This window comes from Brachybacterium halotolerans subsp. kimchii (genome assembly GCF_020792675.1).
Taxonomy (GTDB): Bacteria; Actinomycetota; Actinomycetes; order Actinomycetales; family Dermabacteraceae; genus Brachybacterium; species Brachybacterium halotolerans.
On the sequence record NZ_CP086254.1, the window covers coordinates 2,317,419 to 2,333,703 of the forward strand.

General features: G+C 71.3%; 14 protein-coding genes. 8 read left to right on the forward strand and 6 right to left on the reverse strand.

The window, feature by feature from the left end; genetic code table 11:
* The first annotated feature begins 129 nt into the window (after window positions 1-129).
* The 3 genes from Bra3105_RS10440 to Bra3105_RS10450 all read left to right on the forward strand — a co-directional run bounded on the left by Bra3105_RS10440 (window position 130) and on the right by Bra3105_RS10450 (window position 3,564).
* On the forward strand, window positions 130-759 hold the full coding sequence (locus Bra3105_RS10440) for a DUF3159 domain-containing protein (RefSeq protein ID WP_228356638.1): 630 nt from the start codon (window positions 130-132) through the stop codon (window positions 757-759).
* Window positions 756-2,624, forward strand: a complete 1,869-nt coding sequence (locus tag Bra3105_RS10445; RefSeq protein ID WP_228356639.1) for a S9 family peptidase — start codon at window positions 756-758, stop codon at window positions 2,622-2,624. The genes Bra3105_RS10440 and Bra3105_RS10445 overlap by 4 nt, the downstream gene beginning before the upstream one ends.
* 136 nt (window positions 2,625-2,760) lie before the next feature.
* On the forward strand, window positions 2,761-3,564 hold the full coding sequence (locus tag Bra3105_RS10450; RefSeq protein WP_267061618.1) for an NAD(P)H-dependent oxidoreductase: 804 nt from the start codon (window positions 2,761-2,763) through the stop codon (window positions 3,562-3,564).
* Window positions 3,565-3,903: 339 nt separating this feature from the next.
* On the opposite strand, the gene Bra3105_RS10455 is transcribed toward Bra3105_RS10450, so the two are convergent.
* On the reverse strand, window positions 3,904-4,605 hold the full coding sequence (locus Bra3105_RS10455; protein WP_228356640.1) for a TetR/AcrR family transcriptional regulator: 702 nt from the start codon (window positions 4,603-4,605) through the stop codon (window positions 3,904-3,906).
* Between the two features lie 64 nt (window positions 4,606-4,669).
* Here Bra3105_RS10455 and Bra3105_RS10460 point away from each other — a divergent pair, with 64 nt between their 5' ends.
* From Bra3105_RS10460 to Bra3105_RS10480, 5 genes are all read left to right on the forward strand, one after another.
* The gene (locus Bra3105_RS10460) at window positions 4,670-5,425 is read left to right on the forward strand and encodes an SDR family oxidoreductase (protein WP_228356641.1); all 756 of its coding nucleotides are present in this window, start codon (window positions 4,670-4,672) and stop codon (window positions 5,423-5,425) included.
* 27 nt (window positions 5,426-5,452) lie between these two features.
* Window positions 5,453-5,779, forward strand: a complete 327-nt coding sequence (locus Bra3105_RS10465) for a nuclear transport factor 2 family protein (RefSeq protein WP_228356642.1) — start codon at window positions 5,453-5,455, stop codon at window positions 5,777-5,779.
* 275 nt (window positions 5,780-6,054) lie between these two features.
* The gene (locus Bra3105_RS10470; protein ID WP_228356643.1) at window positions 6,055-7,053 is read left to right on the forward strand and encodes a phosphotransferase family protein; all 999 of its coding nucleotides are present in this window, start codon (window positions 6,055-6,057) and stop codon (window positions 7,051-7,053) included.
* 80 nt (window positions 7,054-7,133) lie between these two features.
* Complete coding sequence (locus tag Bra3105_RS10475; RefSeq protein WP_228359641.1) at window positions 7,134-8,021, forward strand: phosphotransferase; 888 nt, start codon at window positions 7,134-7,136, stop codon at window positions 8,019-8,021.
* Between the two features lie 117 nt (window positions 8,022-8,138).
* Window positions 8,139-9,317, forward strand: a complete 1,179-nt coding sequence (locus Bra3105_RS10480) for an aminoglycoside phosphotransferase/choline kinase family protein (protein WP_228356644.1) — start codon at window positions 8,139-8,141, stop codon at window positions 9,315-9,317.
* A 21-nt stretch (window positions 9,318-9,338) separates the two neighbouring features.
* Here Bra3105_RS10480 and hutH read toward each other — a convergent pair whose 3' ends face one another.
* From hutH to Bra3105_RS10505, 5 genes are read right to left on the reverse strand one after another with little or no spacing between them, the layout of a single operon-like run.
* Complete coding sequence (gene hutH / locus Bra3105_RS10485; protein ID WP_228356645.1) at window positions 9,339-10,916, reverse strand: histidine ammonia-lyase; 1,578 nt, start codon at window positions 10,914-10,916, stop codon at window positions 9,339-9,341.
* A gap of 25 nt (window positions 10,917-10,941) precedes the next feature.
* Window positions 10,942-12,276 carry an amidohydrolase family protein gene (locus Bra3105_RS10490; protein ID WP_228356646.1) on the reverse strand — a complete coding sequence of 445 codons (1,335 nt, stop codon included), beginning with the start codon at window positions 12,274-12,276 and terminating at the stop codon, window positions 10,942-10,944.
* Window positions 12,273-13,634: a formimidoylglutamate deiminase gene (locus tag Bra3105_RS10495; RefSeq protein ID WP_228356647.1), complete on the reverse strand. Its 1,362-nt coding sequence runs from the start codon at window positions 13,632-13,634 to the stop codon at window positions 12,273-12,275. Before Bra3105_RS10495 ends, Bra3105_RS10490 begins: the two co-directional genes overlap by 4 nt.
* Entirely contained in the window at window positions 13,631-14,839 is a 1,209-nt protein-coding gene (locus Bra3105_RS10500) for an allantoate amidohydrolase (protein ID WP_228356648.1), read from the reverse strand. The genes Bra3105_RS10495 and Bra3105_RS10500 overlap by 4 nt, the downstream gene beginning before the upstream one ends.
* A complete protein-coding gene (locus Bra3105_RS10505) occupies window positions 14,836-16,278 on the reverse strand; it encodes a purine-cytosine permease family protein (RefSeq protein WP_228356649.1) in 1,443 nt (480 codons plus the stop codon). Before Bra3105_RS10505 ends, Bra3105_RS10500 begins: the two co-directional genes overlap by 4 nt.
* Between the last annotated feature and the right edge of the window lie 7 nt (window positions 16,279-16,285).

Genomic DNA, 16,285 nt, shown 5'->3' on the forward strand with positions numbered 1-16,285 from the left:
GAGAGGACTCAGCGCCCACAGCCCTTGAGTGTGCCGTTACGGCATGCCGTTGCCTCTGTCTCAGCTTCTACAACCGCTGGAGGTCCGATGAGTACCCGACTCGAGAAGAACGAGCGCACGACCCGCAGTGTGGTCGACCAGATGGGCGGCCCGCTGGGGCTGACGTACTCCGTGGTGCCGGTGATCGTGTTCGTCCTGGCGAACACGTTCTTGTCGCTCACCCCGACCATCGCGCTGTCGATCACGGCCGGCGTCGGTCTGTTCGTCGTGCGCCTGGTGCGTGGCGAGCGAATCGCTTCTGCCGTCGGCAGCCTCGTGAGCGTCGCTGTCGCCATCGGGATCGTGATGTGGACCGGTTCCGCGCGCGATTTCTTCGTCGTGGGGATCTGGGCTTCCCTGGCCGGGTTCGTGCTGACGGCGGGCTCGCTCCTGGCGCGACGCCCCGTATCAGGAGTGATCTGGAATGCCGTCCACGGTGGGCGGAACAACTGGCGTGCGCACCCCGGTGACCTGCGTGCCCATGACATCGCCACCGCGTTCGCCGCGCTGGTGTTCGGCGCCCGGTTCGTGATCCAGCAATGGCTGTACGTGCAGTCGAACACCGGGGGCCTCGGTATCGCACGCCTCGCGATGGGCACCCCGCTGACGATCCTGGCTGCGCTCCTCGTGGTCTGGGCCTTCCGACGCAGCACCACCAGCATGCGCGCCACCACCTCGCCCGCCTCCGACGACCGTCGCCCTGAGAGGACGCTCCCATGACCGCCCCCGCACTGATCCCCACCGAAGACTTCTTCCGTCTGCCCGATCGCACCGGGTTCACGATCTCTCCGGATGGCACGAGGATCGCGTTCCTCGCGCCGTGGAGGAACCGGCTGAACGTATGGATCCAAGATCTCGAGGGCGACTCCCCTCCCCGATGCGTGACCGCCGACGAGTCCCGCACCGTCTCCCGCTACCAGTGGACCGACGATCCTCGGTGGCTGCTCTACCAACAGGACGATCGGGGCGACGAGAACTGGCACCTCTACCGCATCGACCTCGAGGACCCGTCGGCCCCGACCGTCGATCTCACACCGTTCCCCCAGGCCACCGTCCAGGGGCTTGAACTGCGCCCGGAGTCCCCGGGCCGTGCCCTCCTCCAGCTCAACGAGCGCGACCCTGCGGAGTTCGACCTCTACGAGCTCGACATCGCCTCCGGAGAGCTGCGAGTGCTCGCCCAGAGCCCGGACCCGGGGGCCACGCATGTCGTGGCCGGGGAAGCGGTGCTCACCCAGAGGCAGCATGCCGACGGGACATGGGAGCTCTGGCACGGGGATCACCGCATCGCCGGTTTCGACGGCGACGCCTACCCCATCGGAGTCCACCCGTTCGAGGCGACGCCCGACGGCACGGGCATCTGGTTCGGCTCGTATCGGGACACTGACCACATGCATCTTGCGCGGCTCGACCTGGAGACGGGCACGGAGACCGAGATCGACCGGCATCCGACCTGCGACCTCGACACCCGCGGACAGATCTTCTCCGGCGTGCCTTCGCCGCTGATCCGCGATCGGCGCACCGGAGAGCTCCTGGGCGTGCGCTACCAGGGGATGCGGATGGATATCCACGCACTCGAACCACGCTTCCGAGAGGTGCTCGACGAGATGCGTGCACTCTGCGACGGCGATATCGGCGCGATCTCCAGCGATGCGGAGAACCGCAGGTGGATCGTCTCCTTCCTGCACGATCGCGATCCGCAGACCTGGCTCTACGACCACCGAACGCGCACGGGCCGGCGGCTCGCGCGGACCGCCGGACACCTCGACCCGGAGCTGCTGGCGCCCGTGCAGGAGACGGAGATCCCCGCTCGCGACGGCCGCCTGCTCCCGGCCTATTTCACCCTTCCCCATGGTGCAGTGGCAGATAGCCCGCCGCCGATGGTCCTCATGCCCCACGGAGGGCCGTGGACGAGAGACTGGTGGGGGTTCGACGCGACGGTCCAGCTGTGGGCGAATCGCGGCTACGCGGTCTTGCAGCCCCAGTTCCGCGGTTCCGCAGGGTTCGGGCGCGACCACATGGAGGCGGCGGTGGGAGAATTCGCCGGCCGCATGCACGACGACCTCCTGGACGCTGTGGCCTGGGCGGTCGCCCATGGCCATGCCGATCCCGAGCGCGTCGGCGTCTTCGGCGGCTCCTACGGCGGCTACGCGGCCCTGGTGGGAGTCGCCTTCACTCCGAACGTGTTCGCAGCCGCCGTGGAGTACGTCGGCGTCACCGACCTCGCGGACTTCATCCGTTCAGTGCCCGAGTACGCGAGAACAGGCCTGACGAACAACTGGCTGCGCTACGTGGGCGACCCCTCCGACCCCGAACAGGAGGCCGACATGCTGGCACGCTCACCGATCAGCCGCCTGGATGACATCCACGCACCGCTGATGGTGGTACAGGGCGCGCACGATGTTCGTGCGCGGCGCACGCACTCGGACACGATCGTCGAGGGCTTGCGCGGCAGAGGAGTTGACGTGGGCTACCTGGTCTTCGACGACGAGGGCCACTTCATCGTCAACCCTGAGAACCTCTTGGCCATGTTCCGCGCCGCGGAGCGGTTCTTCGCGACCCATCTCGGCGGGCGCGTTGCGGACTGAGGACAGGAGGCCCTGGGCGGACCGAAGCCGGGTGCCCGAAAACGGCACGGGACGATGCCCCGACTCTCACCCTGACGATTATCGCGAAGGAACCACCATGATCAGTCATCGTCCGAAGCCAGGGACCGCTCTGTGGGTGAACGCGAACCCACGGAAGGCGTCTCTGAACGACCACCTCTTCCAGGCCGGCGTGCGCGAGCTCTCCAGAACTTTTGACGTCCGCACTTCCGACCTCTACGCGCAGGACTTCGACCCCGTCCTGTCCGACCGCGATCTCGGAGAACTCGCGGGGTCCACCGGGAACATCGGCGATCTCGCCTCCCACGCGCATGCTCGCGGTCTGCTCACCGACGAAGTCCGCGAGGAACAGGCGAAGCTTGCCGCGGGCGAGCTCCTTGTGCTCCAGTTCCCGCCCTGGTGGTACGGGCCACCGGCGATCCTCAAGGGCTGGATCGATCGTGTCTTCCTTGCGGGATTCGCCTTCGGTGACCTGGATCCGGAGCTCGGCGTTCCTCGGCGGTACGGGGACGGCGGCCTCGCCGGACGCAGCGCGCTGATCATCGTCACCGCCGGTGAGGACGAGCGCACGCTGAGCTCACGAGGGGTGAGCGGCGATCTGGACACGCTGCTGCTCCCACTCACCCACGGCGCCCTCTGGTACACGGGCATCGCATCGTTCCCGCTGCATGTCGTCTACGACGCCGACACCCTGAGCAGCGAAGACGGCGACCGGGAAGCGGATCGTCTCCGTGCCAGGTTGGCCGGGATACCTCAGGAACCGACGCGACTGTTCCGGCGGCTCCGAGACGGAGACTATTCCCGGACACGCTCACTGAGAGAGGATCTCCTGCCGGGGCGGACGGATCTCGGCATTCACGTCGTCCCACCGAGCGAGCAGGCACAGAATGCAGTGGGGAACTCACCGAGAGCGAAGCCCTGATAGGACTTCGAAGGCCACGGCGATCATCCCGACTGAAACATGGGGGCCGTCGTGCTCTCGGTCCGCTCGCTGCGCGAGACTCACGACAATCGAGACGTCCTCATGTACTTGACCCGGACGTCCTGTCAGGGTCTTTGCTGATCTCATGCCACCTGTCGCGCTTGCCCACTTCGCATCGCACGTTCTGTGCCGACAAGCCCGTCTGGAACGCTGACCCATCGAATACGAGATCATCATGAACCCGCCGTGGACCTCGCGGCCTGACACCCGAACTGACCTGATCGTGCGGCAGTCCCGACCGGGCAGCTTCCCCCGGAGACGCACCCCGCAGCGTCAGAACTACCGCGAGCCGGGTTCGTCGCGTCGATCACCGCGCAGACGGGTCAGCCACGAGAGGAGCAGCGCGGTCTCCGCCTCCCCGAGGACGTCGGGCGCAGCCGCGACGATCTCGATCGTCGCGGCCACAGGGTCCGTGGAGGCACGGGCAGTGCCGGTGATGGCGGCGATGACTCCCTCGCGGACGGCGGCGGACAGCTCCGGATCAGGCTGCGCCAGGACGATCTGTCGCAGCGTCACCCCGATGTTGGCGACCAGGACATGGGCCGCGGCCTGGTCGGACGGCACCGCGAGGCGTCCCTGCTCGGCCGCGCGCGCCGTCAGCCCTCGGAGGATCTCGCTCGGGCGGGTCTGCGCCTCCGGGGAATGGCCGGGCCGGACCTTGCCGTACATGAGCGTGTAGAAGCCGGGGTTCGCGAGGCCGAACGCCACATGCGCATCCCATCCCGACCGGATGTCCTGGATGGGATCGCCGGAGGATCCCATCGATTCCTTCCGGCCCAGGTACACGTCGAAGCCGTGCTCGACGACGGCGTCGATCAGCCCCTGCTTGGAGCCGAAGAAGTGGTAGAGCGTCGGCATCTTCACGCCGACGGCGTCGCACACCGCGCGCAGCGAGAAGTCCTCACCGGGGCTGGCGGCGATGAGCTCCGCCGCAGCGGAGATCAGGCGCTCCCGTGTACCGCTTCCCCCGTGCTCTGTCATGCTGCTACATTAGCCAATGTATCGCCGCTATGGCGTTGCATATCTACGACATGGAGGTTGCGAGATGACGGAACCGACCCTCGCAGGCAAGAACGTCCTCATCGCGGGTGGTGCGAAGAACCTGGGCGGCTTGATCGCCCGGCAGGCCGCGCAGGCCGGGGCGAACGTCGCCATCCACTACAACTCCGACGCCAGTCGGGCCGATGCGGAGGAGACTCTCGCCGCGGTGCGCGAGGCCGGAGGGCGGGGTGCCATCTTCCAGGGCGACCTGACGGTCCCCGCCAACATCGCCCGGCTCTTCACCGACGCGGAGAACGAGATCGGAACGATCGACGTCGCCGTGAACACGGTCGGCAAGGTGCTGCGCAAGCCGATCGTCGAGACCACCGAAGCCGAGTACGACTCGATGTTCGACATCAACGCGAAGGCCGCCTACTTCTTCATCCAGGAGGCCGGGAAGCACGTCGCGGACGACGGCAAGGTCATCACGATCGTCACGGCTCTGCTGGCAGCCTTCACGGACGGCTACTCCACGTACGCAGGCGGAAAGGCGCCGGTGGAGCACTTCACCCGCGCCGCGGCCAAGGAGTTCGCCGAGCGCGGCATCTCCGTGTCGGCCGTGGCCCCCGGCCCGATGGATACGCCGTTCTTCTACGGGCAGGAGACCCCGGACCGCGTCGAGTTCCACAAGTCGCAGGCGATGGGCAACCAGCTCACGCAGATCGAGGACATCGCTCCGATCGTCCGATTCCTCGCCACCGAGGGCTGGTGGATCACCGGCCAGACCATCTTCGCCAACGGCGGCTACACCACCCGCTGACAGCGCCCCTCACGACAGGAGACACCGATGACCGACACCATTCCTGAGCCCGTGGCCTCGTTCCTCGAAGCCGTGATGGCACACGACACGACCGCATTCACGCAGGCGTTCACCGCGAACCCCACCGTCGACGACTGGGGCCGAGTGCTCACCGGGTTCGATGAGATCCACGCATGGAGCGAGAAGGAGTTCATCGGCTCCGCTCCCACCCTCGACATCACCTCCGTCACCACCGACGGCGACTCGGTCACGGTCGTCGGCGACTGGCGCTCTCGACACGCCAACGGCCCGTCGAGCTTCCGCTTCGACCTTTTGGGCGACAGGATCTCCGCCATGACGATCCGTGAAGGCTGACACGGCGCCGACCCCGAATCCACACGGCGACGCGTCACCGCCCACCAGCTGCTGATCCTGGTCGAGCAGTACCCGGAGTACGCGGCGTTCCTCGCACCGGAGGGCGTCGAGCGCCTCCGCCGCGCGTTCGACGTGCTCCTGAGTGGGTGGAAGTCGGGCGGGTGACCGCTTGGCCCTTGTCCGCCTTCCGGCGCGGGGAGCCCGTCAAAGGGGGCGAGAGGAAGCACTGTCCTCATCCATCGACCGGCAACGAGGACCCATGCCACGCTGAGCGTGTGCACCCCGCAGAGCAGTCGGCCGAGGATCCGAGCGCCGATCACGTGCTGCGGCGCATCCTCTCCGAGGCCAGGCTGCCCACGTCGGGCGACTTCCGCCCGCGGTCTGGCTGGGTGAGTCGGGCGTGGGTCGGCGACGAGTTCGTCGTGCGGCTCAACACCGACCCTCGGCACCGCGAGGCCTACCGTCACGAGGCACGGGTCGTCGGACTGCTCGCCGACACCGACGTCCCGCACGCACGACACATCGCCCACGGCGAGGGCCCGGACGGCCCCTGGTACGTCTCCGAGCGCCTTCCCGGACGGACCCTGCACGAGGAATGGCCGACGGCCGACGAGCGCACGCGCCGCACGATCGTCGAGAGCCTCGGCGCGGCGCTGCAGGCGCTCCACCGCGTCCCCGTCCCCGCAGATCTCCTGCCCCCGTGGCTCGCGGGTGCTCTCTCCGGCGGCGCGTGGCCCGCCTTCCACCCGCCCGTCGTCGATGCCGCGATCCAGCAGGTCGACGCGGCGCGCCGTGCACCGGAACATGACGACCACCTGCTCGACGAGGTGGATACCTGGCTTCGGGCGCGACTGTCGCTCTTCGACTCCGCCCGGCCCGCTCCCGTGCACGGAGACGTGCACGGGTCGAACGTGATCGTCGAGCACGGCCGGGTGACAGGTCTGATCGACTTCGCGGAGGCGCTCGCCCAGCCCGCGGATGCCGAGCTCGACACGATCCTGCGCTGGTGCGCGAGACCCGAGGAGTTCCCGCCCACGCCCCGTTGCACGGGTCTCCCCCGGGGTTCGCTCGAGGACGTGCCGAGATGGTTGCGCCGTGCCTGCCCGGCTCTCTTCGCGAGCGGGGACCTGCCGGAGCGTCTGCGGGCCTACGACCTGTGCGTCGAGCTCGCGATCGCCGCGCACCATGGGGACGCGGCCGCGCGCGGAGCCGCGCGACATCGGATCGCCCGTCTGCTCGACGGGCACAGCCACCTCGATGCGATCGACTGGTGACTCCCCGGAATTCGGAACCACCGTCCTGGTGAAGCGCAGCGCCATCGTGACCACACGCCCGCGATACGGTCGCATGCGTGATGATCGACGGCGCGAATCGCGACCCCCTCCCGCCGGCGGTCGCAGATGCCCTCGCTCATCTCTCGGCCGACGATGACCTCGCCTGCCCTGACGTGCGCCGCCTCCCCGGCGGTCTGCAGGGCGGTGTCTGGCTCCTCGAGAGCGCATCGGGCAGACGCCTGGTCCTCAAGACCAGCACCGGCGAACAGCTTCTCGCCCGTCGGAACGAGACGACGGCTCTGGTGAACGCGCTCGTGCGCCACGGCTATCCCACGCCCCCATGGGCGTACTCGGGCATCACCGCCACGGGAGTCGGCTATGTCGTCATGGGCGTCGTCGAAGGATCGACCCCGACCTGGGAAACGCTGGATCTGCCACGCCTGCTGGACGCGATCGAACTTCAGGCGGGTGTCGCCGAGCCCTCCGCGTCGACCTGGAGCGACTACGCACTGGCCGTCGTGTCCGAGGACTCCGACGCGATCCGCACTCTCCGGCAGGCCGGTGACGCCACGAGTGCCGTCGCGGACGAGGCCTTGGACCTCGTGGACCGGCTGGGGCCGATCACCCTGCCTCGCCGGGATGCGGTCCACGGAGACATGGGCCTCGGAAACCTCCTGGTCGACCCGACGGGGCAGATCTCGGTCATCGATATCGACGCCTGCGGCCCCGGGACCCGCGCGATCGACCATGCGTGGCTGTATCGGGAGGCGATCACGGAGTCGGCGCCGGGATCCGTCGCCCGCATGATCCGGCGGTCCGGGGAGTCCGCCGTCGGTGCCGACGCATTCCGGTCCCTCGTCACCGTCGCCTGCTGCGAACTGCTCGCGTTCCAGGTACGCCGGCGACCGGCAAGCACGAGAGATCCGCGGATCGAGGCCCTGCGCACCTGTATGGGTTCCCTCGGCTGAGGACGGCGAGGCGATGGTGACGTGCAACGACGTCGCTCCTGGACTGCGCTCGAAGGTGGAGGGTCCGAGCGTTCTGAAGGCCTCCGGGCGCGCATACGCACCACTACGCTGATCCGCATGCCCGCCCACCCGCTGACCGCTGAGCGCCTCGCGACGATCCGCGCGGCGCTGTCCCGGATCACCGGTGACGGCGTTGCCGTTGTGTCCTCGCAGCACGTGGGACATGAGTGGGCGCCCGTCACCCGCCTGGAACTGGATCGCGCTGTCCCTGGCATCGGTCCGACCGTGCTGGTCAAGACGCGGCGGGTCAATGGAGCCGGCCATGGCGGTCCGGCGTATCTCCGCCGCGAGGCCGCGGCGCTGCGCACCGCGGCCCGGAGCGGTGTCACCGCCCGGGCGATCCTCATGGACGACGCCGCGGGACTTCTGGTCCAGAGCGACCTGGGTGCATGGCCCACGCTCCAGGAACGCCTCCTGGGGCGGGACCCCACGGCGGCGGCACGCGCGATGACGGGAATGGCGACGACCGTCGGGCGACTTCATGCCGCCACCCTGGGCCGGGATGCCGAGCACGCGCAGCACCTCGCCGCCTTCGCGGCCGACGTCGAGACCGGGCAGTCCTACGCTTTCGGGTGGGAAGCCTGGGACGAGATCGAGCAGGCGTGCGCCGACACTGGTCTGCCGCAGGGCGGCCGGGCACGACAGGAGTTCGGCCGTCTGCTCCGGCGGGCCGCAGCGCCCGGGTGCGGCGCGGTGCTCACCCATCTGGACCTGAATCCGACGAACGTCCTGCTCACCCCCGACGGGGCCCGGCTCGTCGACTTCGAGAGCAGTGGCTTCGGGCACCCCGGGATCGATGCCTGCTTCCTGCACTACCCGTTCCCCCACCACAGCGCGCCGTGGGCCGTCCTGCCGGACGCCGTGGTCGCATCCGCTGACGCCGCCTACCGCACGGCGCTGAGCGCGGGCGGCGCCGCGCGGATCCTCGAGAACTACGATCAGATGCTCGCCGACGGGGCGGCGATCGCACTGATCGGGCGGCTCCGCCGGCTGCGGCTCATCGCCGAGGCGGATCAGACACCCGCTGACGGCCGTCGCCGGCGAGGCCAGATCGTGCAGCAGATCCGCACGTTCCTGCGGATCGCAGAGCCGACGCACGATCTGTCCGCCGTGCAGGAGTGGATCCGAGCGCTCATGGAGACGATGGTGTCGCGGTGGCCCGAGTCCGAGAATCCTCCGGCACCGCTGTTCCCGGCGTTCGCCGCGAATCCACACGTGACCGGAGGCGCGAGCTGACGCACCCCGGTCTCCCCCGCCTCACCCCAGCTTCCCCACGACCCCTTCGACCGCGGCGAGCACAGACCCGTCGGCGAGCAGCTCCTCGGCGGCGGCGATGTCGGGCGCGAGGAACCGGTCGGGGCCGGGACCCTCGACCCTCTCGCGCAGCACCGCGATCGCGGCGGCCGACGCCTCGGAGGGCGCGAGCGGAGCGCGCAGGTCGATCGCGCGGGCGGCCGTGAGCAGCTCGATCGCGAGCACGCGGCGCAGGCAGTCCACGGAGCGGCGCAGCTTGCGGGCCGCGTGCCAGCCCATCGACACGTGGTCCTCCTGCATGGCGGAGGACGGGATCGAGTCGACGCTCGCGGGCACGGCGAGGCGCTTCATCTCCGAGACCAGGGCGGCCTGCGTGTACTGAGCGATCATGAACCCGGAGTCCACGCCGGGGTCGTCGGCCAGGAACGGCGGCAGCCCGTGGGAGCGGGACTTGTCGAGCATGCGGTCGCTGCGGCGCTCGGAGATCGAGGCGAGGTCGGCGGCGACCACGGCCAGGAAGTCCAGCACGTAGGCGACGGGCGCGCCGTGGAAGTTGCCGTTGGAGGTGACCTCGCCGTCGTCCAGCACCACCGGGTTGTCGATCGCAGCGGCGATCTCGCGCTCGGCGACGGTGCGCGCGTGGGCGATCGTGTCGCGGGCCCCGCCGGCGACCTGCGGGGCGCAGCGCAGCGAGTAGGCGTCCTGGACGCGCGAGCCCTCGGCGGCGACGTCGGCGATGATCGGCGAGTCCTCGAGCAGCGCGAGGATGTTCGCGGCCGACGCGGCCTGGCCCGGATGCGGCCGCAGCGGCATGTGCAGCTCGGGGCGGAACACGCTGTCGCGCCCCCGCAGGCCCTGCACCGTGAGCGCGGTGGTGAGGTCGGCGATCTTCACGAGCTCCTCGAGGTCGGCGAGGGCCATGAGCAGCATGCCGAGCATGCCGTCGGTGCCGTTGATGAGCGCCAGGCCCTCCTTCTCCTCGAGCAGCACCGGCTCGATGCCCGCCTCGGCCAGGAGCTCGGGCACGGGGCGCTCGACCCCGTCGGCCCCGCGGGCGCGCCCCTCCCCCATCAGCACGATCGCGCAGTGGGCGAGCGGCGCCAGATCGCCCGAGCAGCCCAGCGAGCCGAACTCGTGGACGATCGGCGTGATGCCCGCGTTCAGCAGCGCGAGCATCGTCTCGAGCACCACGGGGCGCACACCCGTGTGCCCCGTGGCCAGGGTCTTCGCGCGCAGCAGCATGAGCGCGCGCACCACCTCGGGCTCCACCTCGTCGCCGGTGCCGGCGGCGTGGGAGCGGATCAGCGAGCGCTGCAGGGCGTGGCGCATGGACGGCTCGATCGACGTGTCCGCGAGCGCGCCGAAGCCGGTGGAGACCCCGTAGACCGGCGCGTGGCCGGGGGCGGCGAGGGCGTCGATGTGGGCGCGCACCCGCGCGACCTCCTCGCGCGCGGAGGGGTCGAGCTCGACGCGGGCTCCGCGGCGGGCGACGGCGAGGACGTCGGCCGGGGCGAGGTCGGAGCTCGCGAGCCGGATCGTCTCGCGGGGGTCGGTCGACGCGGGGGCGTGGGCGGTGCTCATCGGGGTGGGGTCCTTTCGGGCGGGGTCAGGCGGCGCGGCGCCCGCGGCGCCACACCTGGTGGGTCAGCGGCATGCCGGGGCGGTAGGCGAGGTGGATCGCGGCGGGGGCGTCGAGCACCTGCAGGTCGGCGCGTGCGCCGACGCCCAGGTGGCCGACGTCGGAGCGCCGCAGGGCGAGGGCCCCGCCGCGGGTCGCGGCGCGGATCGCCTCGGCGAGGCTCAGGTGCATCTGCAGCACGGCGGTCGCGACGCAGAAGCCCATGGCGCTCGTGTACGAGGTGCCGGGGTTGCAGTTGCTCGCGATCGCGACGTGCGCTCCCGCATCGAGCAGGTCCCGGGCGGGCGCGAGCGGGGCGCGCGTGGAGAGATCGCAGGCGGGCAGCACGGTGGCGACCGTCGGCCCCGCATCCACCGCGAGCAGGCCGTCGCGCGCGCCGGGTCCGACGGGCCGGTCGGCTGGTCCGACGGGTCGGCCGGCTGGTCCGACGGGCCGGTCGGCGGTCGCGGCGAGGGCCTCGACGTCGGCCGCCTCCAGGTGGTTCAGATGATCGACGCTCGCCGCGTGCTCCTCGACGGCGAGCTGCACGCCGCGCTGCGCGCCGGAGAGCTGGTTGCCGTGCACGCGCAGGCCGAGCCCGGCGGCGCGTCCCGCCTCGAGGACGCGCCGGGAGGCTGCAGTGTCGAAGGCGCCGTCCTCGCAGAACACGTCGATCCAGCGCACGCTCCCGCGGACCTGCTCGAGCATCGGTCCGACCACCAGGTCCAGGTACTCGGCGGGGCCCGGACGGCCGTCGGCCCCGTCGTACTCGGAGGGCACCAGGTGGGCCCCCAGGAACGTCGCCTCGTCGAGCGTGCCCTCCGCGACGAGGCGGGCGGCGAGCGCGGCGGCGCGGGCCTCGTCCGCGACAGTGAGGCCGTAGCCGGTCTTCGTCTCCAGGGTCGTGGTGCCGCCCGCGAGGGCCTCGCCGATCCGGCCTCTGACCAGGTCCTCCAGGCGGCGATCGTCCGCTGCGCGGGTCGCGTCGGTGGTGACCTGGATGCCGCCGGCGGCATAGGACTGCCCGGCCATGCGCGCCTCGAACTCGGCGGAGCGGTCGCCGTCGAAGACCAGGTGGGTGTGGGAGTCGACCCAGCCGGGCAGCACGGCGCGCCCCTCGAGGTCGATGCGCTCGTCGGCCGCGGGCGCCTCGGTCGCGGGGCCCGTCCAGGCGATGCGGTCGTCATCGATGACGAGGGCGGCCTCACGCAGGATCTGCCCGTCGGCCGCGCCGCGCTCCTTCGAGGCGCCGGGCGGCGCCTCCTCGAGCGCGGGGTCCAGGGTCCAGAGCTCGCTGATGCCGGTGAGCAGGGTCGTGGTCATGCGTCCTCCCAGAAGGGTGCGATGGCGTCGCGCAGCAGGGCGCCGACGTCCCCGAGCCGGTGTCGCCCGTCGGAAACGATCGTCTCCCCGTCGCGGATCACTGTCGTGACGTCCGCGGCGCTCGCGGCGAGGAGCACCTGCGCAGGATCTGCGCCGGCCGTGCGCACGGAGTCCAGGCGGATCGTCACCAGGTCGCCGCGGGCGCCGGGCGCGATCCGACCGGCGTCCTCCCGGCCGAGGCTCTCGTGGCCGGTGGCCAGGGTCAGCAGGTCCTGCGGGGTGAAGCGCCCGCGCTCGTGGGTGGTGAGCCGCTCGTGCATCTCCACGGCGCGCGCCTCCTCGACGAGGTCGACGACGGCGTGCTGGTCGCTGCCCAGCGACAGCCGCACCCCGGCGTCGTGCAGCGCGCGGGCGGGGCCGATGCCGTCGGCCAGGTCCCGCTCGGTCGTGGGGCACAGGCTCACCCAGGAGCGCGCGTCCCCGAGCAGGCGCACGTCCTCGCCGGTCAGGTGCGTCGCGTGCACGGCGGTGAGGTCGGGGCCGACGAGGCCCGCCTCGGCGAGCAGGCCCACCGGGGTGAGGCCGTAGCGGTCGAGGGCCGCGCGGTTCTCGGCGGGCTGCTCGCTCACGTGGACGTGCAGTGGGGCGATCGCGGAGCCCGTGTCGCACACCGCGGGGACGAGGGCGGCGGCCTCCCGGAGCTGCGCGAGGGGCACCGCGCGCACCGAGTGCAGGGCGGCGCCCACGCGGAACGCGCCCTCTGCGCGCAGGCCGCTCGCCCGCTGCGCCCAGGCGTCGATGTCGGCGTCGCCGAAGCGCGCCTGCTCCGGGGAGAGCGCGGTGTGGCCGGTCTCGTCGAGCCCGCCCTGCAGGTAGGCGGTGTCCAGCAGGGTCAGGGCGACGCCGGCCTCCGCGGCGGCCTGCTGCAGGGCGCGCCCCATCTCGTTCGGGTCCTCGTACGGGGCGCCGCCGGCCTGGTGGTGGACGTAGTGGAACTCGCCCACGGCGGTGACGCCGGTGAGCGCCATCTCCGCATAGGCGGCGCGCGCGAGGGCCAGGTAGTTCTCGGGGTCCAATCGCGCGGCGACGTGGTACATCCGCTCGCGCCAGGTCCAGAAGGTGCCGCCCGCGTCGTGGGTGCGGCCGCGCAGGGCGCGGTGGAAGGCGTGGCTGTGCGTGTTCGCGAACCCCGGCAGGGTGACCCCGCGGAGGACCTCGTCCTCCGGGCGCGCCTCGGCCCGCTCGACGACGGCGATCCGCCCGTCCCCGTCGAGGACCACCCGGACGCCGTGAGCCGCCCCGTCCGGCAGGAGCGCGTGCTCGCACCAGACGGAGCGCCCGCCCTGTCCCGCGCTCATGAGGCGAGGTCCCGGACGGCGGTCAGGAGCGCCTCGACGCCGGCGTGGCAGTCGGCCGGCTCGGCGAACTCCTCGGGGGTGTGGGAGGCGCCGGTGGGATTGCGGACGAAGAGCATGGTCGTGGGCACGCCCGCCTGGGCGAGGATGCCCGCGTCGTGGCCGGCGCCCGTGCCGAGCATCGGCGTGTCCGGCCCCAGGGCGTCGCGCACCCGCAGGGTGAGCTCGTCGTGGAAGCGCGTGGTCGCCGTCCACGACTCCTCCCGCAGCGCGCCCGGGAACATCGCCGTGAGGTCCTCGATGACGCCCCGCACCAGGGATTCGTGCGGGGAGCGGGCATCGAGCCAGGCCGTCACGTGGGAGGGGATGGCGTTGACGCCGCCGGGCTGCAGGCTGACCTTCCCGACGGTCGCGACGCAGCGGTGCTCGCCGTCCCGGCGCTCGGCGGCCTCGCGGGCGGCGAGCGCGAAGCGGGCGGCCTCGAGCATGGCGTCCTCGCGGTCCGCGAGCGCGGTGGTGCCGGCGTGGTCGGCGCGGCCGGTGAAGTCCGCGCGCCAGCGTCCGTGGGGCCAGATGTCGGTGCCGACGGCCACCGCGGAGGTCGCCGGGTCGAGCAGGTCGAGGGCCCGGCCCTGCTCCACGTGCAGCTCGACGAACGAGCCGATCCTGGCGAGCGCCGCGGGATCCGGGCCGATGTCCGCGGAGCGGCCCGCGCTGCGCAGCGCCTCGACCATGCTGATGCCCTCGGCGTCGGTGAGCCCGAGCGCCCGGTCGGCCGTCATCGCTCCGGTGACCACGCGCGATCCCGCACAGGCCACACCGAAGCGCGCGCCCTCCTCGTCGCCGAAGTTCACGACACCGATCGGCACGCGGGGCGTGAAGCCGCTCGCCTGCAGAGCGCGGACGACGGCGAGCGCGGAGACCACGCCGAGCGGGCCGTCGAAGGCCCCGCCGTCGGGCACCGAGTCCAGGTGGGAGCCGATGACGACGCCCTTGGTCCGGTCGGGATCGCCCCACCAGGCCCACTGGTTCCCCATGCGGTCCTCGGTGAGGTCGAGGCCGAGGGCCGCGCACTCCCCCGCGAACCATTCCCGCAGGGTGTGATCCTCGCGGGTCCACGCGTACCGGCGGTAGCCGCCGGTCTCGGCGCTGCGTCCGACGGGCAGCAGCTGCGCCCAGCGGGCATCGAAGTCCTGGGCGAGGCTCATCGCCGCACCTCCTCGGCGTCTGCCCCGGGGGCCCCGTCGTCCGCGCCCTCGGGCAGGATCGTGCGCTCCGGCGGACGGCGCGTGGCGCGCCCCCAGACCAGGAAGATCGCCCCGGGGACGACGAGCCCGACGATCCAGCTCACGTCGGCCCCGCCGAGCATCTTCGTGAGCGGACCCGTGTACATCGACTGGGCGAGGAACGGAATCTGCACGAGGATGCCGATCACGTAGGTGACCAGCGCCGGGACGTCGAAGGCCCCGTACCTGCCCTTGGGGTCGTAGAGCGCGGGGATGTCCACGCGCTCCCGGGAGACCAGGTAGAAGTCCACGAGGTTGATGGCGCTCCACGGCGTGAAGACCATGAGCAGCAGCAGCACGAAGTTCTTGAAGTTGTCGAGGAAGTCCGCGGAGGCGGCCAGGGCGATCACGACGGACAGCGCGAGGAACGTGAACACGAAGACCAGGCGCAGGGCGGGCCGCACCACGCTGCGCCTCGAGAAGCCGGTGACGGTGGTGAGCATCGTCATCGCCCCGCCGTAGGCGTTGAGCGTGTTGATCGTGAGCTTGCCCGAGACGATGACCAGGTAGATCACGAGGGCGATGAGCCCGCCCCCGGCGAGCTCGCCGACGAACCCGACCTGGTTGTCCAGGAAGCTCGAGTGCGGGATCGAGGCGAGCAGGGCGCCGATCGTCATCGCCCACATCGACCCTAGGACGGAGCCCGCGAAGGTCGCGGTGAACGTGCGGCGCGCCGGGGTGTCGGCCGGGAGGTAGCGCGAGTAGTCCGCGACGTAGGGGCCGAAGGTCAGCTGCCAGCCGGCGCCGAGGGCGATGGCGAGCAGGAACGGGACCGCGCCGAAGGTGGCGTCGGCCAGCAGGTGCGCCCCGTCGTAGACGGTGAAGATCCGAAGGGTGATCCAGGCGAAGCCGAGCATGCCGAGCACGGTCGCGATCCTGCCGAGGCCATGGATCCAGCGGTAGCCGACGGCCGCGACGACGAAGGTGATCAGGCCGAAGACCACGATCCCCACCCAGGGGGCGTCGACGTGGAGGATCCGGTTGATCGCCTGCCCCGACAGCACGGTGCCCGTCGAGGCGAAGCCGAGGTACATGAGCACCACGAGCACGAGCGGCAGCGCGGCGCCGATCACCCCGAACTGCGCGCGGCTGGAGATCATCTGCGGCAGTCCGAGCTTGGGGCCCTGCGCGGAGTGCAGGGCCATCACGGCCCCGCCGAACAGGTTGCCCAGGAGCAGGCCGATGATCGCCCACAGCGCGTGGGAGCCGAAGACGACGGCGAGGGCGCCGTCGACCACGGCCGTGATCTGGAGGGTCGCGCCGAACCAGAGGGTGAACTGCTGGGTGACGCCGCCGTGGCGCTCCGAGGAGGGGACGAACTCGATGCTCCGGCGTTCGACGGTGGAGGTGGTCGCAGCCATGGCCGCC

Coding starts and splice junctions, on each gene's coding strand:
- Bra3105_RS10460 (WP_228356641.1), top strand. CDS start 4,670: ATGACGGAACCGACCCTCGCAGGCAAGAACGTCCTCATCGCGGGTGGT.
- Bra3105_RS10490 (WP_228356646.1), bottom strand. CDS start 12,276: ATGACCACGACCCTGCTCACCGGCATCAGCGAGCTCTGGACCCTGGAC.
- Bra3105_RS10465 (WP_228356642.1), top strand. CDS start 5,453: ATGACCGACACCATTCCTGAGCCCGTGGCCTCGTTCCTCGAAGCCGTG.
- Bra3105_RS10455 (WP_228356640.1), bottom strand. CDS start 4,605: ATGACAGAGCACGGGGGAAGCGGTACACGGGAGCGCCTGATCTCCGCT.
- Bra3105_RS10445 (WP_228356639.1), top strand. CDS start 756: ATGACCGCCCCCGCACTGATCCCCACCGAAGACTTCTTCCGTCTGCCC.
- Bra3105_RS10495 (WP_228356647.1), bottom strand. CDS start 13,634: ATGAGCGCGGGACAGGGCGGGCGCTCCGTCTGGTGCGAGCACGCGCTC.
- Bra3105_RS10505 (WP_228356649.1), bottom strand. CDS start 16,278: ATGGCTGCGACCACCTCCACCGTCGAACGCCGGAGCATCGAGTTCGTC.
- Bra3105_RS10480 (WP_228356644.1), top strand. CDS start 8,139: ATGCCCGCCCACCCGCTGACCGCTGAGCGCCTCGCGACGATCCGCGCG.
- Bra3105_RS10500 (WP_228356648.1), bottom strand. CDS start 14,839: ATGAGCCTCGCCCAGGACTTCGATGCCCGCTGGGCGCAGCTGCTGCCC.
- Bra3105_RS10475 (WP_228359641.1), top strand. CDS start 7,134: ATGATCGACGGCGCGAATCGCGACCCCCTCCCGCCGGCGGTCGCAGAT.
- hutH (WP_228356645.1), bottom strand. CDS start 10,916: ATGAGCACCGCCCACGCCCCCGCGTCGACCGACCCCCGCGAGACGATC.